Here is an 18,961-nt window from a genome sequence, read left to right as displayed (position 1 = left end):
TGATGATAACGGAAAAAGCCGAAGCAAAATACCTGATCTGTATTATAGCATTGTACTTTGCTGTAAGCCTTATTGGTATTCTCCATCATGAGCTCTGGCTGGACGAAGCACATCACTGGCTGTTGGCACGGGATAGCAGCAGTTTTTCGGAATTGTTGCAAAACAGGAAAAACGAAGGGCATCCCGTTGCTTGGAACATACTCCTTTTTATGATTAGCCGTTTTACTGCAAATCCGTTCTGGATGCAGTTTTTTCATATTGTTGTATCCACTATTGCCGTTAGCGTTTTTGTAAAGAAAGCCCCTTTTTCATTGGTCTTTAAAACCCTTTTTATTTTCGGGTATTTCTTCCTGTTCGAATACAACATTATCAGCCGGAATTATAACATCGGGATATTATTCCTGTTTTTAGCCTGCAGCATTTACAGGCAGCGAAACGAAAAGTTCACGCTGTACTGCCTGTACCTCATCATCGCGGCAAATATTCATCTTCTGTTTGCAACAATCAGCTGTGCGCTGCTGCTGACCTTTATCTATGAAAACAGAAAAATAAAAACGACGCATTATTGGGGATATACGATATTCTTTTTAGGATTGCTGCTGCTATTCATACAGGTAGTCCCTTCCGATCTGCATGCTTTTGAGCGGAGAGTAGCCGACATTCCTTTCTATGAAAAATTCATCAAAGGTTTTATCTCGCTGTTCAAAGGCATCGTCACCATCCCTGACTTTAGCACCATTCATTTCTGGAATTCCAACTGGATTGTAAACACAAGCAAAACGCTGGCTTTATTAGTAGGTGCTTTACTCTATTTCCTGCCGCTATTGTTTTTCTACAAAAGAAAAAATACGCTATTCTTTACCTATACCGCCTTAATTGGCGTGCAGTTCTTTTTCTTCGTTACCCAGACAGGTGCCACGCGGTTTGACGGAATCACCTACCTCATTATTATCATTGCCTTATGGATCGACCGCTATTATCAACAGGCCGGAGCTTCCGGAAACATTACGGTACAGCTGTTAAAAAAAACAACTGTTTACACAATATTGATCATTCAGTTTTGCAGCGGTATCCTGGCCTGTACCATCGATTATAAAGAACCTTTTTCCTCCGGTAAAGCCGTAGCCGGTTTTTTAAACCGGAACAAACTGTCCCATCTGGAAGTGGTAACCCTGTTTTGTGAAGGAACCATCATCGCGCCTTACCTGAATCAGAAACCTTATTTTGTTTGCCAGAAAAGCCGTCAGAGTTTTTGCGACTGGAGTTTCCGGTGTGACACGCAGCTTTCCGGCGAACAAATCCTTACGATACTCTCGGCCGATACAAACATCAGCACGCCTTTTATCTTTATCAGCAAAAAAAACATCCTTGAAAATCCGGCCAGCATCAGCGACCGGCATCATTTAAAAGTGGAGCAATTAACAAAACTACAGGAAGCTATTGTCCGGAATACCGATTATTACCTTTACAAGATTAGCAATACCCGCCATAACCCGCAACAACAATGAAAAAAATAATACTCCTTTTTAGCTTTATATTCCTCTCCTGTGTTAGTGAGACCTATTCGGATCTATTGGAAACCAACGACCCGTCCTTATTCCTGAAATGGAATAAAGCTTATGAAAATGACGACATCCACACTTCCGTTATCGGCCTGAAATGGGCATTATCCTATATAGGCGCCAAACTGCCTGCCAATGCTAATGGTATAACCGCCAGCGGCAATCGCATTGCGATAGATCTAAACAAACTGGGGTTTTCCGAAAATGCAAAAAACAAACTCCATCAGCTGCATGAAACTTTAAAAAACACTCCCGAATACCAGCTTACCGGCACAATCGACTTAGGACGGTATGTATCGCTGCTTTTAGGATCATCCGAACATTACTATAAAATTGCCGGAGTACCGGAAAATCTGAATACACTTCTTAACAAGTACACCCTAAAACCCGAAAAAGGATATGTAAACGATTCGGGCGTTTCACTGGAGCACCGGATAATCCGGTTTTCAGAACAAAACGGCTTAAACCAGTTGTTTGTTTCTTCCGAAATTAATCCGGCAGACGGAACGGTACTGGAATATGAAACAATAGAACTACTGGAAAACGGGCAATTGCGCTTTGGCATTTTTGACCCGAACGGACAGCGAAAAAACAATGCCGATCCGGCACACTCAAATGCCGGCAAACCAGCCAAATGCATGTGGTGTCATGAATCCTCCATACAGCCGCTTTTTAGTATTCAGAACAATTACAACGGCTATCTGTCCTATAATGATTTCCAGAATACCCTGCTCAATTACAGGGTTTCCCATAATGCGATAAAGAACAGCCTGTCCGGTGAGATTGATTTTTCCCAGACCCAGCAGCACACCTTAACAGAATTGTTATATATTTCCTTTATGGAACCTTCTGCCGAAAGGCTAAGCCTCGAATGGAATCTCCCGCTGGCTGAGGTGCAAAGCAGGTTATCGGGACTCACAACACATGTGTATCCGGAATTTCCTTTCCTGGGCAATCTGTACAACCGGAAAGACGTTGAAGCGCTGGCTCCTTTTCAGGGACTGGCGGTTTCCGATCATGTAAGGGAGCAGTCTCCGAATGAAGTCAATTATATCAACTGATTATGGTAAACAATAAAAAAATAATAGTTGTCCTTCCGGCTTACAATGCCGCAAAAACCATTGAACGCACCTACAGCGAAATCCCTTTTGATATCGTAGACGACATCATTTTAACAGACGATTTCAGTAAGGACGACACTATTGCCGTTGCCAAAAAGTTAGGAATACAGCACATTATTGCCCATGACCGCAACAAAGGATATGGTGCCAATCAGAAATCCTGCTATAAAAAAGCATTAGCCTTGCAGGCCGATATCATCATCATGCTGCATCCCGATTACCAGTACACGCCAAAACTGATCCCTTCGATGGTAAACATGGTCGTTACCGATCTGTATGATGTGGTACTGGGATCCCGTATTTTAGGCAAAGGTGCCTTAAAAAACGGCATGCCTTTTTATAAATACATAGCCAACCGGCTGCTCACCTTTTTTCAGAATCTGCTTATGAACCAGAAATTATCGGAATATCATACCGGATACCGCTGTTATAAAGCGTCGGTTTTACAGCAGATTGATTTTGAAAAGAACTCAGACGATTTTGTGTTTGACAATGAAATACTGGCGCAGTGCTGTTTTACCAATGCTCGGATTGGTGAAATTTCCTGCCCAACACATTATTTTGAAGATGCATCGTCCATTAATTTTAAGCGAAGCGTTATTTATGGCCTCGGTGTGCTGAGGGTTTCTTTTAGCTATGCCCTGCAAAAAACCGGTTTGTTTTCATTTTCAATTTTTAACCGGTCATGAAAGCACTAACAGGAAAATACTACGGTCTGTTGCCACTGCTATTGTTGTGCGGTTTTTATATTGTTAAAGCCACCGGTTTTTCGTTGCATGATTTCGGGAATTACTATTTCGGGGGCTATTTCTTTGCTCAGGGAACGTTTACTGCCGACATGTACTTTCCTTATATTTTTAACCGGGACATTGCCGCTTTAGGATATGAATCCCTTTTTTTAAGTTATGCGCCCAATACGCCGTTCCTGACTCTTCTCTTTTATCCGTTTCATTTTTTAGATCCTTTTACCGCCAAGCTCATATTCAACCTGCTCAGTACCTTTTTATTCCTGTACAGTACCAGCCGGCTTGTCGCTTTTTATAAGATCAAACCCGTTTATGCCGCTATCATACCGGTACTTTTCTTCCTTCCGGTTAAAAACAACCTGTTATTCGGTCAGTTATATTTTTTATTATTCTTTCTGTTAGCCGAAGGATGGCTCGCTTATGAAAAAAAACAGCTGTTCCGGATGAGTTTGTTTTGGAGCATGGCCGTTTTGATTAAGGTCTTCCCGGTAATGCTAATTGCTTTCCTGCTGTTTAAAAAAGCTTATAAACCGGCTGCATACCTTATTTTTTGCTGTGCCCTCTTAACAATAGGTTCCGTACTGTTAAACGGTGTTGAGGTCTGGTTTTTCTTTTTTGAAAAAGTACTTCCAAAAGCTTCGAACGGCGAAATAGCAACTGCTTTTGTAGACAATTACCAATCGGTTTATATGTTTCTGAAACGTATCTTTATTACCGACGCCATCGAAAATCCCTACCCGGCAGTCAATAACCCGTTTCTGTTTCACTTACTGTTAATGAGTTTTAAGCTTGGCCTGGTATTCACGGGGTACTACATAACCCAAATAAAAAAGAATACGCTTTTTGTTTTTTCCTATTGGATCATCATCATGCTGCTGCTTTCTCCCTATGGCAGCACCTATACGTTTATACTGCTGCTTTTTCCGTTTTTTAGTATTGTGAATACCAACAGCAGTCCTATCGTAAAATGCGGCTTTATACTATTGCTTTGCGGCAGCTGCAACTGGCCATTACAATTTTTCACAAACAGTGTCTTTCCGGTCAGCTACTGCCGTTTATTACTATTCCTGTTGTTTTTTATACTATACCTGCTTTCCGAAAAAAGTACCGTCAACTGGAAATGGAGTCCGCTCATTTTAGTACTGGCCGCCGGGATGAGCTATTACAGCATCCATACCATGCGCCCTGCAGACGCAACGGGGCTGCTACCTGCAAAAAGCCCGGTTCTTATTTATAAATATACCATTGCCGATAACCGGCTGACTTATTATTACTGGAATGAAAATGGTGAAAACCGGATGTCCATACCGTTAGCTGCATCAAAAACGGCTGAGGCAACGATCCGGAACAACCAGATTTACCACAATGGCAAACAGCTCACTTATGGCAACGACAATAAAACCAATGCCCTACTAGTCAATAACAAAACCCTGATCTATTTATCCGATTACAACCGAGGAATTGGTTTTTATACCTTACGGGTACTAAAAACAGAGTAACCTCAAGCAGCTTTTCACCCTAAAACAAAAACGGAATTGGCCACAAAAATAAACCCTAAGCTATTACATATATCCAGCAATACCATCCGGCAGCTGATCATCTCAGCTTTTGGCATGGCGGTTCCTTTCCTGGTTATTCATTTTTCGCAAAAAGAAATATGGGGTGCTTTTGTTTCCATACTGCTGTACACGCTGTTCACCGTCCAGATCATCAATTGGGGCAACAAAGAATATTTACTCCGGCTGTTCAGCCTGCTTCCGAATAAGATCAAAAAGAACTATTCCGGAATATTATACACCCGCCTGCCTTTTGTATTCCTGTTTTCGGCAGGCAGCATGTTTTTCTTTCCGCTGCCTTACACCTTCTATATTTTTATCTGGATACTCGGGCGTTACTTTAATCATTCCACAGAAGCACTGGTGGTGTATGAAAAGAAATTCAATGCTTCCATTAGTATTGAATGCATCGGCTTCCTGATTTTTCTTCTTCCTTTTTATGTTTTGAAAAACGATTTCGGAATCTATTCACTGCTGGTCAGCTATAGCTTTTATCAGTTTGTAAGAGGCCTGCTGTACTTTTTGTTATTCAAAAAATACCTTTCCGTGAAAAACATGAAAATGGATTTTTCCTATTTTAAAACAGCGCTGCCTTTTTTCCTGCTATCCGTTCTGGGTTTCTTTACTTCCAAAATAGATGTGTATTTAGTGGACTATTTCGAAAACAAAACCGTGATTGCCAATTACCAGATCATCAACAGTCTTCTGGTTTTTGCCATGTCGCTGGCCGCTTTTATCTATGCCCCTTTCACTAAAAACATTTACCGCAATAACGAAACGGTCATTTTAAAAATCCAGCGAAAACTCCAATTATTAGGGCTGCTGCTCGTTCCCTGCGCGCTGGCCGTTATTTACCTGATCGTACACTATTATCTCAGACTCAGGCTTTCCTTCTGGTTTTATGGTATTGCTTTTTTATACATTTATCCCTCTTTTAGCTATGGCATTAAAATTGTGGAACTCTTCAAAATATACAAAGAAAAAAGCGTTATAAAAATTTTACTGGTTGGTGCCGTTGTTAATGCGGTTGTATCGACAATATTGCTATATTTAAACCACGGAATGACCGGTGCGCTTTTGGGTGCCGCAATTGCGCAGATTATCATATTACTGATTACCGACAAAACAACACTATTCCGATAAGTTGAAAAAGAATAAAGTCATATTATTCAATCCGAGAAGTGCTAACGGAAAGCACCGCATTCCCAATTCTATATTACAGGTTGGTGCCTCCATTCATGGGCTTTATGATTATGTGTTTATAGACGGAAATCTGGAAAAAGACCCGTGGAAAACCATTGAAAACTATCTTAAAACCGGCGAATTCAAATACTTCGGAGCAACGGTCATGCCCGGTCCGCAATTGCGGCAGGCGATTCCGTTTACCAAAAAAATAAAAGAAACATTTCCGGATATCATAACCGTCTGGGGCGGCTATTTTGCTTCCAATCAATACAAAGTAGCGCTAAATTCCGGTTATGTGGATTATATTATTAACGGTCCCGGCGACAGAACTTTTCCCGAGCTGATTCAGGCAATCGAGAATGAAGCGACCGACCGTGTCGTACTCATCAAAAACCTTATCTATAAAAACCCGGAGAACAATATTACCAAAACGGCCGTTGAAGCCTTACTGGATCAGGACACACTGCCGAAGTTTCCGTATGAATACCTCAATACGTTTTATCCGGTCAGAAACTATCTGGCCAAGACATTCATGGGAAACAAAACCTTGTCCTACCATTCCAGCATGGGCTGTCCGTTTTCCTGTTCGTTCTGTGCCGTTGTCCCTATCTACAATGCCCGGTGGAAAGGCATGTCGGCTTCCCGTATTTATGAAGACGTACAGTATTTCAAGGAAAAATACAACATTGACGCCATCGAATTTCACGACAATAACTTTTTTACCTCTAAAAAGAGAGTACTCGAATTTTCCGAGCTCATTTTAAATGACAACATCAGCTATTGGGGCGAAGGAAGGATCGACACGATCAACATGTATTCGGACGATGAACTCCGGCTGATGCGTAAGGCAGGCTGCAAAATGATCTTTTTAGGTGCCGAAACCGGTAACGATGAGATACTCAAACAAATGAATAAAGGCGGTACCCAATCCGGAAAGATGATTAAGGATTTTGTATTGCGGATGAAAAATGTCGACATCGTACCGGAACTTTCCTTTGTACTGGGAATGCCCGCTGCAACAGAAAAACAGGTTTACGACCAGATTGTATGGGACATCAACTTTATACGGGAAATAAAAACCATTAACCCCAAAGCCGAAATCATAATTTACCTGTACAGCCCGGTTCCTACAGAAGGTTCTGAACTGTATCAGCAGATACTCGATGCCGGATTTTCCTTTCCGGAGCACCTGGAAGACTGGATCTCGCCAAGCTGGGAAAATTTCGACCTGCGCAAAAATCCGCTGACTCCATGGTTAAAACCATATATGATCGATACCATTAAAAACTTTGAAACGGTTTTAAACGGTTATTACCCCACCGCTTCCGATTTCAGGATCAGGGGCTTAAAAAAACAATTGCTGCAAACCATCGCCGGACTGCGGTACAAAACCGGATTTTACCAATATCCTTATGAAATCAAGGCTCTTCATAAAATATGGAAATACCGCCAACCGGAAATTGAAGGATTTTATTCGGAATAATGAGAAAGCTAATTCAAAAAATAGTCAGCCCTTTTCTGAAAAAAGCGAGTGCTTTATACCTTTCCAAACCCCGGAAATACCATTATAAAAATATCACTGTAAAGGTAGTACCAACAGTGTTCCCGCCTTTTATCACGATCAGTACCAAATTGCTGCTGCAATTTATCGAACCCCTGCCTTTAGCAAACAAAACCTTTCTGGAACTCGGCTGCGGCTGCGGCATTATTTCCATTTTAGCAGCAACAAAAGGAGCGGTTGTAACGGCAACCGATATCAATACCGCCGCACTTGAAGCCTTACGGCAAAACAGCTGCCGGAATGCCGTTTCGATAAACATACTGCATTCCGATTTATTTCAAAATCTGAAAGACCACGCTTTTGACTATATCGTCATCAATCCGCCATACTACCCGAAAACACCACAGAATATAGCTGAAAATGCCTGGTATTGCGGCGAGAATTTCGACTACTTCGAACAGCTTTTCGCCCAGTTAAAACCTTATTTAACTCCGGCAAACAAAACCTATATGATCCTGTCCGAAGATTGCGAACTGGATACCATCACTAAAATAGCGGCCGGAAACAGCCTCCGGATGCAGTGCATTCACACGGAAAAAGTCTTCAAAGAAGAAAACTATATTTTTGAAATTGACCGGCAATAATTTTTGACGTAACTTTCGGGTGTAATAAGAAACCCATTCCGAAAGCCCTTTTTTATGAAAAAAGCAATCGTATTTTTCCTTTTCCTGTTTTCAGTAACCGTTGTGGCACAGGAGAAAACACGCTTCAATAAAATTGACAGCCTGCTCACCTATCTTAATGATAACAACAGGTTTATGGGCGCTTTGACCATTCAGGAAAGCGGAAAAGTCGTTTTTGAGAAAAATTACGGATATGCCGATGCAGAATCTAAGACAGTGGCAAATCCGGACACCAGATACAAAATCGGTGCTATTACAAAAATGTTTACGGCAACGATCATCTTCCAGTTAATAGACGAAAAACGACTGACCTTAGATACCAAACTATCCAAATTCTATCCGGAAATACCCAATGCCGACAAGATCACTATCGGGCAGCTGCTGAACCACAAAAGCGGACTGTTCAATTATACTAACGATCCGGATTTTAAAACCTATTCCCAGACACCGCAGACAAAAAAACAAATGCTGAAACGGATCGCTTCCCGTGAGCCGGTTTTTGAACCGGATACCAGAGCAGAATACAGCAATTCCAACTACCTTTTGTTAGGTTATATTATCGAATCGCTGACCGGGAAAAGTTATGGCGACAATGTCGCTTTCCGTATAGCAAATAAAATAGGTTTAAAAAACACCTACTATCCTAAAAAGAACGGAACCGCAAAAGATGAAGCGTTCTCCTATACTTTTACCAACAATCAGTGGACCAGAACAGCCGCCTGGGATCCAAGTACTATTGGCGCCTCAGACGCTTTAATTTCCACACCTTCCGATTTAACGCAATTCATTAATGCCCTGTTTAACGGAACCCTGATAAAACCGGCTTCCCTTGCCCAGATGACCGAAATGGAGCATGGCTATGGAAAAGGAATACTGCAATTCCCTTTTGGCGATAAAAAATTCCTGGGACATAACGGAAGCATCGAAAGTTTCAAATCCAGCCTCGGGTATCACGCCAGTGAAAAGCTTGCCTTTTCGCTTATCATAAACGGAAACAACTATAACGAAAACGATATTACGATTGGTATATTGAGCATTTACTACAAACTGCCATACCGTTTCCCGAACTTAAAAACCGTGGCCGTAGCCGAAAAGACCTTAAAATCATACGAAGGAATTTACAGTTCAAAACAAATTCCGCTCAAACTGACCATCAAATTAGAAAACGGGCAGCTATCCGGACAGGCTACCGGGCAAAATCCGTTTCCGCTGAATGCGATCAGCAATACGGAATTTATTTTTGACCCTGCCGGAATAGAAATTCTTTTTAAAGAAAAAGGCTTACTTTTGAAACAGGGCGATGCGAAATACAATTTTATGAAAGAGTAATCCCAAAAAAACACACTTTTCTGCAGCTTTTAGCCCGATTCTTTTCCAAAAAAGATTTTATTTTAAAAATGCAGCTCCCAAATCATCGCAAATTCTGCAATAACACAACTGATTATCAATCAATAAAATATTATTAGACTAGCATTTGTATTTAAAATAATTTATTGTACTTTTGCAACCCCTTTATTGGGGATGGAATGTTTAATTAAAATAAATTATTGTGAACAATTTAAGCTACAAGACAGTATCAGCTAACAAAGCAACTGCTCAAAAAGAGTGGATCGTTGTGGATGCTGAAGGTCATAACTTAGGTCGTTTTGCTTCAAAAGTAGCAATGCTTTTAAGAGGTAAATACAAGCCAAGTTATACACCGCACGTGGACTGTGGAGATAACGTAATTGTTATCAACGCAGAAAAAATCAACCTAACAGGTAACAAACTTGAGGATAAAACATATATCCGTCACACAGGTTACCCAGGTGGTCAAAGAAGTTTATCTGCTAAAGTAATGCAACAAAAAAATCCTGCATTATTAGTAGAGAAAGCTGTAAAAGGAATGTTACCTAAAAACAAATTGGGTGCAGAATTATTCCGAAATTTAAATGTATATGTAGGTTCTGAGCACAAACATGATGCACAACAACCTAAAACCGTTAACTTAAACGATCTAAAGTAATGGGAGTTATTCACAAAATCGGTAGAAGAAAAACCGCTGTTGCTCGTGTATATGTTACAGAAGGAACTGGAAACATCACAGTAAACAAAAAAGAATTTACAACTTACTTCCCAACGGCTACATTACAGTACAAAGTTATGCAACCTCTAACATTAACAGAGAATGCTTCTAACTTTGACGTAAAAGTAAATGTATACGGTGGAGGAACAACTGGTCAGGCTGAAGCTGTACGTATGGCTATTGCAAGAGCAATGTGTGAAGTTGAAGCTGAAAACAGAGCTATCTTAAAACCAGAAGGATTACTAACAAGAGATCCTCGTATGGTTGAGCGTAAGAAATTCGGTCAGAAGAAAGCTCGTAAGAGATTCCAATTCTCTAAACGTTAATATTTATTTATTATTAAAAAAACTAAGTTTTTGTTGCTCTCCTATTGAGGTAGGAATTAGTTTAGCATCTAAATGGCTGAGACCTGAGCTTCAGCATCCCAAGGGACTGATGAAATCGCTACTCTACCATTGCTAATACAACAGAACGTAAACTATTACAAAATGGCAAACAAAGTAGAAGTTAAAGAATTACTAGAAGCAGGTGTTCACTTTGGACACATGACTAGAAAATGGGACCCAAACATGGCTCCTTACATCTATATGGAGCGTAATGGTATTCACATTATCAATCTATATAAAACTGCAGCTAAAATCGAAGAAGCGAATGAAGCTTTGAAAAAAATCGCTGCATCTGGTAGAAAAGTCCTTTTCGTTGCTACCAAAAAACAAGCAAAAGATATCGTTGCAGAAAAAGCTACGGCTGCTAACATGCCTTTCATCACAGAAAGATGGCCAGGTGGTATGTTAACCAACTTCGTTACTATCCGTAAAGCTGTTAAAAAAATGGCTTCTATCGATAAAATGAAGAAAGACGGTACTTTCATGACATTATCTAAAAAAGAACGTTTACAGGTAGATCGTCTTCGTGCAAAACTTGAGAAAAACTTAGGTTCTATTGCAGACATGACTAGATTACCAGCTGCGTTGTTTGTAGTGGATATCAAAGCGGAACACATCGCTGTAAAAGAAGCACAAAAATTAAACATTCCAGTTTTTGCTATGGTAGATACCAACTCTGACCCACGTCAGGTTGACTATGTTATCCCGGCTAACGATGATGCTTCAAAATCAATCGACAAAGTTTTATCTTTAGTAAGTGGTGCTATCATTGAAGGTCTTTCTGATAGAAAGTCTGACAAAGACGAGCAACCAGCTGGAGAAGTAGCAGCTGCTCAAACAGAAGCTACAACTACTGCAACTGAAGAATAAAAATAACATTATGATAAAGTCGTTGTGCTGGTGGTTGCTTACTTTTGGAGTTACTATCAACATAACGACTTCATTTTTTAACTTAAAATAATACATTCAAATGGCAAATATTACTGCTGCAGACGTAAATAAATTAAGACAAATTACCGGTGCTGGTATGATGGATTGTAAAAAAGCATTGGTTGAAGCTGATGGGGATTTCGATTTAGCTATCGAAAACTTACGTAAAAAAGGACAGAAAGTTGCAGCGAACCGTTCAGACAGAGAATCTACTGAAGGAGCTGTTATCGCTGTTGTAAATGCTGATAAAACTGCTGGTGTTGTAATCTCTCTTAACTGTGAGACTGACTTCGTAGGTAAAAACGAAGGTTTCGTTAAATTAGCTACTGATTTAGCAAACCAGGCATTAAACTATGCTACTAAAGAAGAATTTTTAGCTTCAGATTTCAACGGAATCACTGTTGCTGACAAATTAATCGAGCAAACAGGAGTTATCGGAGAGAAAATCGAAATCGGTTCTTTCGAGCGTTTAGAAGGAGCTTTCGTTGGATCTTACATCCACGCTGGTAACAAAATCGCTACTTTAGTTTCTTTATCTGCTAATGTTGCCGGAGCTGAAGAAGCTTCAAGAAACGTTGCAATGCAGGCTGCTGCAATGGCTCCAATCGCGTTAAACGAAGAAGGAGTTGATGCTGCTATCATTGAAAAAGAAATCGAAATCGCTAAAGATTTATTACGTCAGGAAGGAAAACCGGAAGCTATGTTGGAAAACATCGCTAAAGGTAAATTAGCACGTTTCTTCAAAGACAACACTTTAATCAACCAGGATTATATCAAAGAACCAAAAATGAGCGTTACAGAATACGTTAAATCTGTTGACGGTGCATTAACGGTAACTGGTTTCAGAAGAGCTGCTTTAGCATAATTTTAATTCGGAATCCGGTTCAGAATATAAAACCGTTTCCCGAATAACAATATTACCTTCGGGTAACCCAAAAAAACCTCAATCGAAAGATTGGGGTTTTTTATTTTTATAAAATATTAGCGTACTTTTGAAATAACAACAAGAACACCAATGTTTAAAACCAAAAAGGATCTCGTATACATTATACTTGCCGGAATTTTTATAACCAATGCCGTCGTTGCCGAATTAACAGGAGGAAAACTTATTCATATAGGCCCTTTCATCATGAGCATCGGGATTATTCCATGGCCGGTTGTATTCATCACCACCGACTTAATTAACGAACATTTCGGAAAAGACGGTGTCAAAAAACTATCATTCATCACTGCCGGGCTAATCGCCTACTGTCTGATCATTCTCTTTCTCGCCATCCATATTCCGGCGGCAAAAGGCATCAGCACCGTGACCGACGAGCAGTTTCAGGCTGTTTTCGGGCAGGGCGTCATGATTATGATTGCCAGCATCATCGCCTTCCTGGTATCGCAGTTAATTGACGTATCCATATTCTGGTTTTTACGCAATAAAACAGGCAAAAAAATGATCTGGCTGCGCAGCACCGGATCAACCGTAATATCGCAGTTATTCGACAGCTTTATCGTTTCCGGTATCGCCTTTTGGCTGACCGGGAAAATCACCACTGCCGAATACATCAATATGGCAGCAACCGGTTACACCTTTAAACTGATCATTGCGATTTGCCTGACGCCGATGATATACCTTGGACATTATATTATTGAAAAATATTTAGCAGAAGACCCGATAGCCGATGGAGACTAAAGAAAGATGCGGATGGTGCAAAAACGATGCACTTTACGAAAAATATCACGACGAAGAATGGGGCGTACCCGTTTATGAAGACCAGAAACTTTTTGAATTCCTGATCCTGGAAACCTTTCAGGCAGGCCTGAGCTGGATAACCATACTCCGCAAAAGGGAAAACTTCAAAAAAGCTTTCGACAATTTCGACTACAAAACCGTAGCCGCTTATCAGGAAGACAAAATCCAGGAACTACTGCTCGACAGCGGTATCATCCGGAACAAACTCAAAGTAAGAGCCGCTGTGACCAACGCACAGGCTTTTATGAAAGTGCAGCAGGAATTTGGCAGCTTTTCCAATTATATCTGGAAATTCACCGGCGGGAAACCCATTGTAAGCCACAGGGAAACCCTGAGGGACATTCCGGCAACTACACCGCTATCAGACGAGATCAGCAAAGACCTGAAAAAACGCGGGTTCAAATTTGTGGGCTCAACGGTAGTCTATGCACACATGCAGGCAACCGGTATGGTAGACGACCACATCAGCAGCTGCTGGAAACGGGCATGACTCCACACCCGAATGTTAAATCTTCCGATTTAGAATTCGACTTTTAAAATAATACTATACATTTGTTTCACTTTAGGGGTGTCTATTGAAAAGTAGGCTGAGATTTTACCCTTTGAACCTGATGCAGTTCATACTGCCGTAGGGAAAAGTGCAATGACTTCATTTTTATGTAGCCATTCCTAAAGTATATACCCATATAACAAACTTAAAGGAATGGAAATCAAAGTTAACAATCAAATTAAAGAATTTCCGTCTGGCGAATTAACCGTCCAGGCTTTACTCGATTTGGAAATTCCCAACAAGCAAAATGGCCTAGCCTTAGCCATAAACAATACCGTTATTCCAAAAACCGACTGGAGCACACACTACATCCACGACCGGGATGACATCCTTATTATTATTGCCACACAAGGCGGATAATCCCCTATTGCTTAACGACAAACAAACAAACAAACAAACATAAAAATGGAACAAAAAGAACAGCAGATTTCGAGAACACCCTTTCCGAATTCAAAAAAAGTATACATAGACGGTACTATTCACCCCATTAAAGTAGCCATGCGGGAAATAGCCCTGCACGACACCAAACTATCCAATGGAAAAACGGAACACAATCCGCCGGTAACCGTTTACGACACCAGTGGCCCGTATACCGACCCAAACATGGAAATTGACGTGCGCAAAGGACTGGACCGCATTCGCGAACAATGGATTTTAGACCGGAACGACGTAGAAGTGTTACCTTCCATAACGTCAGACTACGGCAAGGAACGCCTTAACGATTCCAGACTGGATCACCTGCGTTTTGAATACCAGCACAAACCCAAACGCGCCATTCAGGGTGCCAATGTTACCCAGCTGCATTACGCCAAAAAAGGCATTATCACTCCGGAGATGGAATACATCGCCATCCGCGAAAACCAACAAATCGAATTGCTGAACCAGCAAACCAAAGCCATGCAGCATCAGCATGCCGGAAACAGCTTTGGCGCCAATACACCTAAAAAATACATCACCGCCGAATTCGTCCGCAGTGAAGTTGCTGCCGGAAGAGCAATCATCCCGAACAACATCAACCACCCGGAAAGCGAACCGATGATTGTAGGCCGTAATTTCCTGGTAAAGATCAATGCCAATATCGGAAACAGTGCCGTTACCTCAAGCATCGAAGAAGAAGTTGAAAAAGCCGTATGGGCATGTCGTTGGGGCGCCGATACAATTATGGACCTCTCCACCGGAAAAAACATTCATGAAACCCGGGAATGGATCATCCGGAACTCCCCGGTACCCATCGGAACCGTACCGATCTACCAGGCATTGGAAAAAGTAAAAGGCATAGCCGAAGACCTGACCTGGGAAATCTTCCGGGACACCCTGATTGAACAGGCAGAACAAGGCGTTTCCTATTTTACAATACATGCCGGAGTTTTACTGCGTTACATCCACTTAACCGCAAACCGTGTTACCGGGATTGTTTCCCGCGGTGGTTCCATCATGGCAAAATGGTGTCTTTTCCATCACAAAGAAAATTTCCTTTACACCCACTTCGAAGAAATCTGCGAAATCATGAAAGCCTATGATGTAGCTTTCTCTTTAGGCGATGGCTTACGTCCGGGTTCGATTGCCGATGCGAACGATGCCGCACAATTTGCCGAATTGGAGACACTGGGCGAACTGACCAAAATTGCCTGGAAACACGATGTGCAGGTTTTTATTGAAGGCCCGGGACACGTACCGATGCACCTCATCAAAGAAAACATGGACAAACAGCTGGAACATTGTGCCGAAGCACCATTCTATACCTTAGGCCCGTTAACTACCGATATTGCTCCCGGTTATGACCATATCACCTCGGCCATTGGTGCCGCTATGATCGGTTGGTACGGAACCGCAATGCTGTGTTATGTCACTCCGAAAGAACACCTTGGCCTGCCAAATAAAAAAGATGTAAAAGACGGTGTGATTACCTATAAAATTGCCGCACACGCTGCCGATCTGGCCAAAGGTCATCCCGGCGCACAGTACCGCGACAATGCTTTGAGCAAGGCACGGTTTGAATTCCGCTGGGAAGATCAGTTCAACCTGGCACTCGATCCGGATACCGCCCGTGAATTCCATGACGAAACGCTTCCGGCAGACGGGGCAAAAGTGGCCCATTTCTGTTCGATGTGCGGACCGAAGTTCTGCTCGATGAAAATCTCACAGGAAATCAGGGACGTAGCCGAAAAAGGAATGCAGGAAAAATCGAATGAATTTGTGGAAAGCGGTAAAGAAATCTATTTGTAAACCATGATCGTAATAACCAGTCCGATGGCTATTGCCAATGAAACAGCCATTATCCATACCCTTTTTGAAGAAGGCTTAACCTGCCTGCATATCCGGAAACCGGATTTTTCAGAAACGGCTATGGCTGCGTTTTTGGCCGGAATAGCACCAACCTATAACCATCGCCTGGTTTTACACAGTCAGCATCAGCTGGCACCCACTTATGGAATACCGGGCATACACCTGACGGAGCGGGACCGGACCAGCCTGACGGACCGTTTCCCGCAAGCTGCCCGGTACACCACCGCCACCCATGCCATAGCAACATTCAACACCCTGCCGGAACTATTCGAATATGCCTTTCTAAGCCCTGTTTATCCCAGTATATCCAAACCGGGATATACTCCGGAACACGATTTGTTGAAAAGCATAGCAAACCGGACAAATTACCAGACGAAACTAATTGCTTTAGGCGGTATTACTGCTGCAAACATCAGGCATACCCTGGAAAGCGGTTTTGACGATATCGCCCTGTTAGGAACCCTCTGGAATAGTCCCACACCACTTGAAAATTTTAAAAAATGCCAGCAAATCGCCCTTTCATATTAACCATCGCCGGACTGGATCCAACAGCCGGTGCCGGTATCTTATCGGATATTAAAACCTTTGAAAATCACCGCACACAGGGTTTTGCCGTGAATACCGCAAACACCATACAAACGGAAAATGTGTTCTATGAGCTGCAGTGGAGCGACATTGATTTTGTTCTGCAAAGCCTTCAGATCCTTTTAGAAAATTATGAATTCAAAGCCGTCAAAATCGGCATTGTTCCTTCATTGGATTATCTCAGCAAAATTGTGGCTATGATCCGTAAACACGCACCGCTAACGGTCATTATCTGGGATACGGTTTTAAAATCTTCAACCGCTTTTAGCTTTCTGACCATTGAAAACCAAACGGCTTTGTTATCCATCCTGAAACAGCTGGACGTGATTACGCCCAATTATGACGAAATGCAGAAAATGCAGCCTTTTGAAAGCAATCCGGAAGCAACTGCCAAGGCACTTTCCAAATATTGCAGCGTCGTTTTAAAAGGCGGGCATAATCCCAACGGAAAGGGAACCGATTATCTGTATATGGAAAACAGCACGTTCGAATTCCCTCCGGAAAACAGCCTTGTATATCCAAAACACGGTTCCGGCTGCGTTTTTTCGGCCGCATTGGCAGCCAATATCGCTTTAGGACTGGATATCAAAACCGCTTGCCGCAAGGCTAAAGGTTATACCGAAAAATACCTTATTTCCAACAAGACCCTAATTGGCTACCATTATGTATAACAAACTGCAATATATTTCACAGGGAGCAACTCCGGACGAACAATGGTTCAACATCCAAATGGCACTGGACAACGGCTGCCAATGGATACAGCTGCGTTATAAAAACGGCACCAACATGGAATTATCCGCTCTGGCCGCAACCGTTAAAAAACACTGTGAGCAATTTGCCGCAACATTTATTATCAACGATAATCCTGAACTGGTAAAGCAAATCGATGCCGACGGAGTACATTTGGGTTTACAGGACATGTCCGTAACCGAAGCAAGGTCTTTATTGGGCGCAGCTAAAATCATTGGCGGTACTGCCAACACCTTTGAAGATATCGCACAACGTTTTAACGAACAATGCAATTATATCGGACTGGGTCCATACCGCTTTACAACGACCAAACAGCAATTAAGCCCGGTACTGGGAGCTGCCGGTTACCAATCCCTGTTGAGCCGGATGAAAACCCATAACATCAATATACCGGTATATGCTATTGGCGGAATCACAATGACGGATATCCCGGAATTAATGGCGACCGGTGTATACGGCATTGCCGTTTCCGGTTTAATAACACTACAGGACAACAAAAAAGAACTACTAACACAACTCAACCAACAATTATATGGCAGCTTTTAAAATCGCCGACAAGACATTTCAGTCCCGCCTGTTTTTAGGAACCGGCAAATTCGGCTCATCCCAGCAAATGGAAGCAGCAATTCTGGCTTCTGCAAGCGAACTGGTTACCGTCGCACTGAAAAGAGTGGACTTAGAAACCGAAACCGATGCTATTTTAGCCCATCTGAAACATCCGCATATCAATTTATTGCCCAATACTTCCGGTGCCCGTAATGCCAAAGAAGCCGTTTTTGCCGCACAGCTGGCAAGAGAAGCACTGGAAACCAACTGGCTGAAACTGGAAATCCATCCCGATCCGAAGTATTTGCTTCCGGATCCTATTGAAACGTTAAAGGCTACCGAAGAGCTGGCAAAACTCGGTTTTATCGTGTTACCCTACATTCACGCCGATCCTGTTTTATGTAAAAAACTGGAAGAAGCCGGAACAGCCGCTGTAATGCCTTTGGGCTCGCCCATTGGCAGCAATAAGGGCTTAAAAACAGTAGACTTCCTGGAAATCATCATCGAGCAAAGCAAAGTTCCCGTTATTGTCGATGCCGGAATCGGAGCTCCATCTGATGCTTCCAAAGCCATGGAATTAGGAGCCGATGCCGTTTTGGTCAATACCGCGATCGCAGTAGCCGGAAATCCGGCACTAATGGCGGAAGCTTTTAAAGAAGCGGTCATTGCCGGCAGAAAAGCCTATGAAGCCCGGTTAGCCCCGATGGCTTCCAATGCCGTTGCATCCAGTCCGCTAACCTCTTTTCTGTACGAATAACACTCCCGATT

The 18,961-nt window shown here is 42.2% G+C and carries 20 protein-coding genes and 1 riboswitch; all 20 genes read left to right on the top strand.

Annotated elements, in window-relative coordinates; translation table 11 throughout:
* Positions 1-2: 2 nt before the first annotated feature.
* Positions 3-1,508, top strand: a complete 1,506-nt coding sequence (locus tag BGO42_RS04915; protein WP_273246476.1) for a hypothetical protein — start codon at positions 3-5, stop codon at positions 1,506-1,508.
* Positions 1,505-2,623, top strand: a complete 1,119-nt coding sequence (locus BGO42_RS04910; RefSeq protein WP_273246477.1) for a hypothetical protein — start codon at positions 1,505-1,507, stop codon at positions 2,621-2,623. Before BGO42_RS04915 ends, BGO42_RS04910 begins: the two co-directional genes overlap by 4 nt.
* Before the next feature lie 2 nt (positions 2,624-2,625).
* Entirely contained in the window at positions 2,626-3,372 is a 747-nt protein-coding gene (locus tag BGO42_RS04905; RefSeq protein ID WP_273246478.1) for a glycosyltransferase family 2 protein, read from the top strand.
* The gene (locus BGO42_RS04900) at positions 3,369-4,928 is read left to right on the top strand and encodes a glycosyltransferase family 87 protein (protein WP_273246479.1); all 1,560 of its coding nucleotides are present in this window, start codon (positions 3,369-3,371) and stop codon (positions 4,926-4,928) included. Before BGO42_RS04905 ends, BGO42_RS04900 begins: the two co-directional genes overlap by 4 nt.
* Positions 4,929-4,964: 36 nt before the next feature.
* Complete coding sequence (locus BGO42_RS04895; protein WP_177731534.1) at positions 4,965-6,128, top strand: MATE family efflux transporter; 1,164 nt, start codon at positions 4,965-4,967, stop codon at positions 6,126-6,128.
* Position 6,129: 1 nt separating this feature from the next.
* Entirely contained in the window at positions 6,130-7,653 is a 1,524-nt protein-coding gene (locus BGO42_RS04890) for a B12-binding domain-containing radical SAM protein (RefSeq protein WP_273246480.1), read from the top strand.
* Positions 7,653-8,315: a methyltransferase gene (locus tag BGO42_RS04885; protein WP_273246481.1), complete on the top strand. Its 663-nt coding sequence runs from the start codon at positions 7,653-7,655 to the stop codon at positions 8,313-8,315. The genes BGO42_RS04890 and BGO42_RS04885 overlap by 1 nt, the downstream gene beginning before the upstream one ends.
* Positions 8,316-8,369: 54 nt before the next feature.
* Positions 8,370-9,683, top strand: a complete 1,314-nt coding sequence (locus BGO42_RS04880; RefSeq protein ID WP_273246482.1) for a serine hydrolase domain-containing protein — start codon at positions 8,370-8,372, stop codon at positions 9,681-9,683.
* A gap of 220 nt (positions 9,684-9,903) precedes the next feature.
* The gene (gene rplM, locus BGO42_RS04875) at positions 9,904-10,359 is read left to right on the top strand and encodes a 50S ribosomal protein L13 (RefSeq protein ID WP_177731522.1); all 456 of its coding nucleotides are present in this window, start codon (positions 9,904-9,906) and stop codon (positions 10,357-10,359) included.
* Entirely contained in the window at positions 10,359-10,745 is a 387-nt protein-coding gene (rpsI, locus tag BGO42_RS04870; RefSeq protein WP_177731520.1) for a 30S ribosomal protein S9, read from the top strand. The genes rplM and rpsI overlap by 1 nt, the downstream gene beginning before the upstream one ends.
* Before the next feature lie 162 nt (positions 10,746-10,907).
* Complete coding sequence (gene rpsB / locus BGO42_RS04865) at positions 10,908-11,675, top strand: 30S ribosomal protein S2 (RefSeq protein WP_177731517.1); 768 nt, start codon at positions 10,908-10,910, stop codon at positions 11,673-11,675.
* 100 nt (positions 11,676-11,775) lie between these two features.
* Positions 11,776-12,600 (top strand): translation elongation factor Ts, encoded by an 825-nt coding sequence (gene tsf, locus BGO42_RS04860; protein ID WP_177731513.1) that lies wholly within the window; start codon positions 11,776-11,778, stop codon positions 12,598-12,600.
* A 150-nt stretch (positions 12,601-12,750) separates the two neighbouring features.
* A complete protein-coding gene (locus BGO42_RS04855) occupies positions 12,751-13,416 on the top strand; it encodes a queuosine precursor transporter (RefSeq protein WP_177731510.1) in 666 nt (221 codons plus the stop codon).
* Positions 13,406-13,966, top strand: a complete 561-nt coding sequence (locus BGO42_RS04850) for a DNA-3-methyladenine glycosylase I (RefSeq protein WP_273246483.1) — start codon at positions 13,406-13,408, stop codon at positions 13,964-13,966. Before BGO42_RS04855 ends, BGO42_RS04850 begins: the two co-directional genes overlap by 11 nt.
* A gap of 64 nt (positions 13,967-14,030) precedes the next feature.
* A riboswitch (TPP riboswitch) is annotated at positions 14,031-14,128 on the top strand.
* A gap of 51 nt (positions 14,129-14,179) precedes the next feature.
* The gene (gene thiS / locus BGO42_RS04845) at positions 14,180-14,386 is read left to right on the top strand and encodes a sulfur carrier protein ThiS (RefSeq protein ID WP_177731504.1); all 207 of its coding nucleotides are present in this window, start codon (positions 14,180-14,182) and stop codon (positions 14,384-14,386) included.
* 45 nt (positions 14,387-14,431) lie between these two features.
* Positions 14,432-16,252 (top strand): phosphomethylpyrimidine synthase ThiC, encoded by a 1,821-nt coding sequence (gene thiC, locus BGO42_RS04840; protein ID WP_177731501.1) that lies wholly within the window; start codon positions 14,432-14,434, stop codon positions 16,250-16,252.
* Between the two features lie 3 nt (positions 16,253-16,255).
* The gene (locus tag BGO42_RS04835) at positions 16,256-16,840 is read left to right on the top strand and encodes a thiamine phosphate synthase (protein ID WP_273246484.1); all 585 of its coding nucleotides are present in this window, start codon (positions 16,256-16,258) and stop codon (positions 16,838-16,840) included.
* Positions 16,813-17,568 carry a hydroxymethylpyrimidine/phosphomethylpyrimidine kinase gene (locus BGO42_RS04830; protein WP_273246485.1) on the top strand — a complete coding sequence of 252 codons (756 nt, stop codon included), beginning with the start codon at positions 16,813-16,815 and terminating at the stop codon, positions 17,566-17,568. Before BGO42_RS04835 ends, BGO42_RS04830 begins: the two co-directional genes overlap by 28 nt.
* Complete coding sequence (locus tag BGO42_RS04825; RefSeq protein WP_273246486.1) at positions 17,561-18,193, top strand: thiamine phosphate synthase; 633 nt, start codon at positions 17,561-17,563, stop codon at positions 18,191-18,193. The genes BGO42_RS04830 and BGO42_RS04825 overlap by 8 nt, the downstream gene beginning before the upstream one ends.
* On the top strand, positions 18,180-18,950 hold the full coding sequence (locus tag BGO42_RS04820; RefSeq protein WP_273246487.1) for a thiazole synthase: 771 nt from the start codon (positions 18,180-18,182) through the stop codon (positions 18,948-18,950). Before BGO42_RS04825 ends, BGO42_RS04820 begins: the two co-directional genes overlap by 14 nt.
* Positions 18,951-18,961: the final 11 nt, after the last annotated feature.

Origin of the sequence: Flavobacterium sp. 40-81 (assembly GCF_001898245.1) — a bacterium.
Taxonomy (GTDB): Bacteria; Bacteroidota; Bacteroidia; order Flavobacteriales; family Flavobacteriaceae; genus Flavobacterium; species Flavobacterium inviolabile.
Note: the sequence above shows the minus strand (reverse complement) of the source record. Positions and strands in the feature narration are given on the sequence as shown.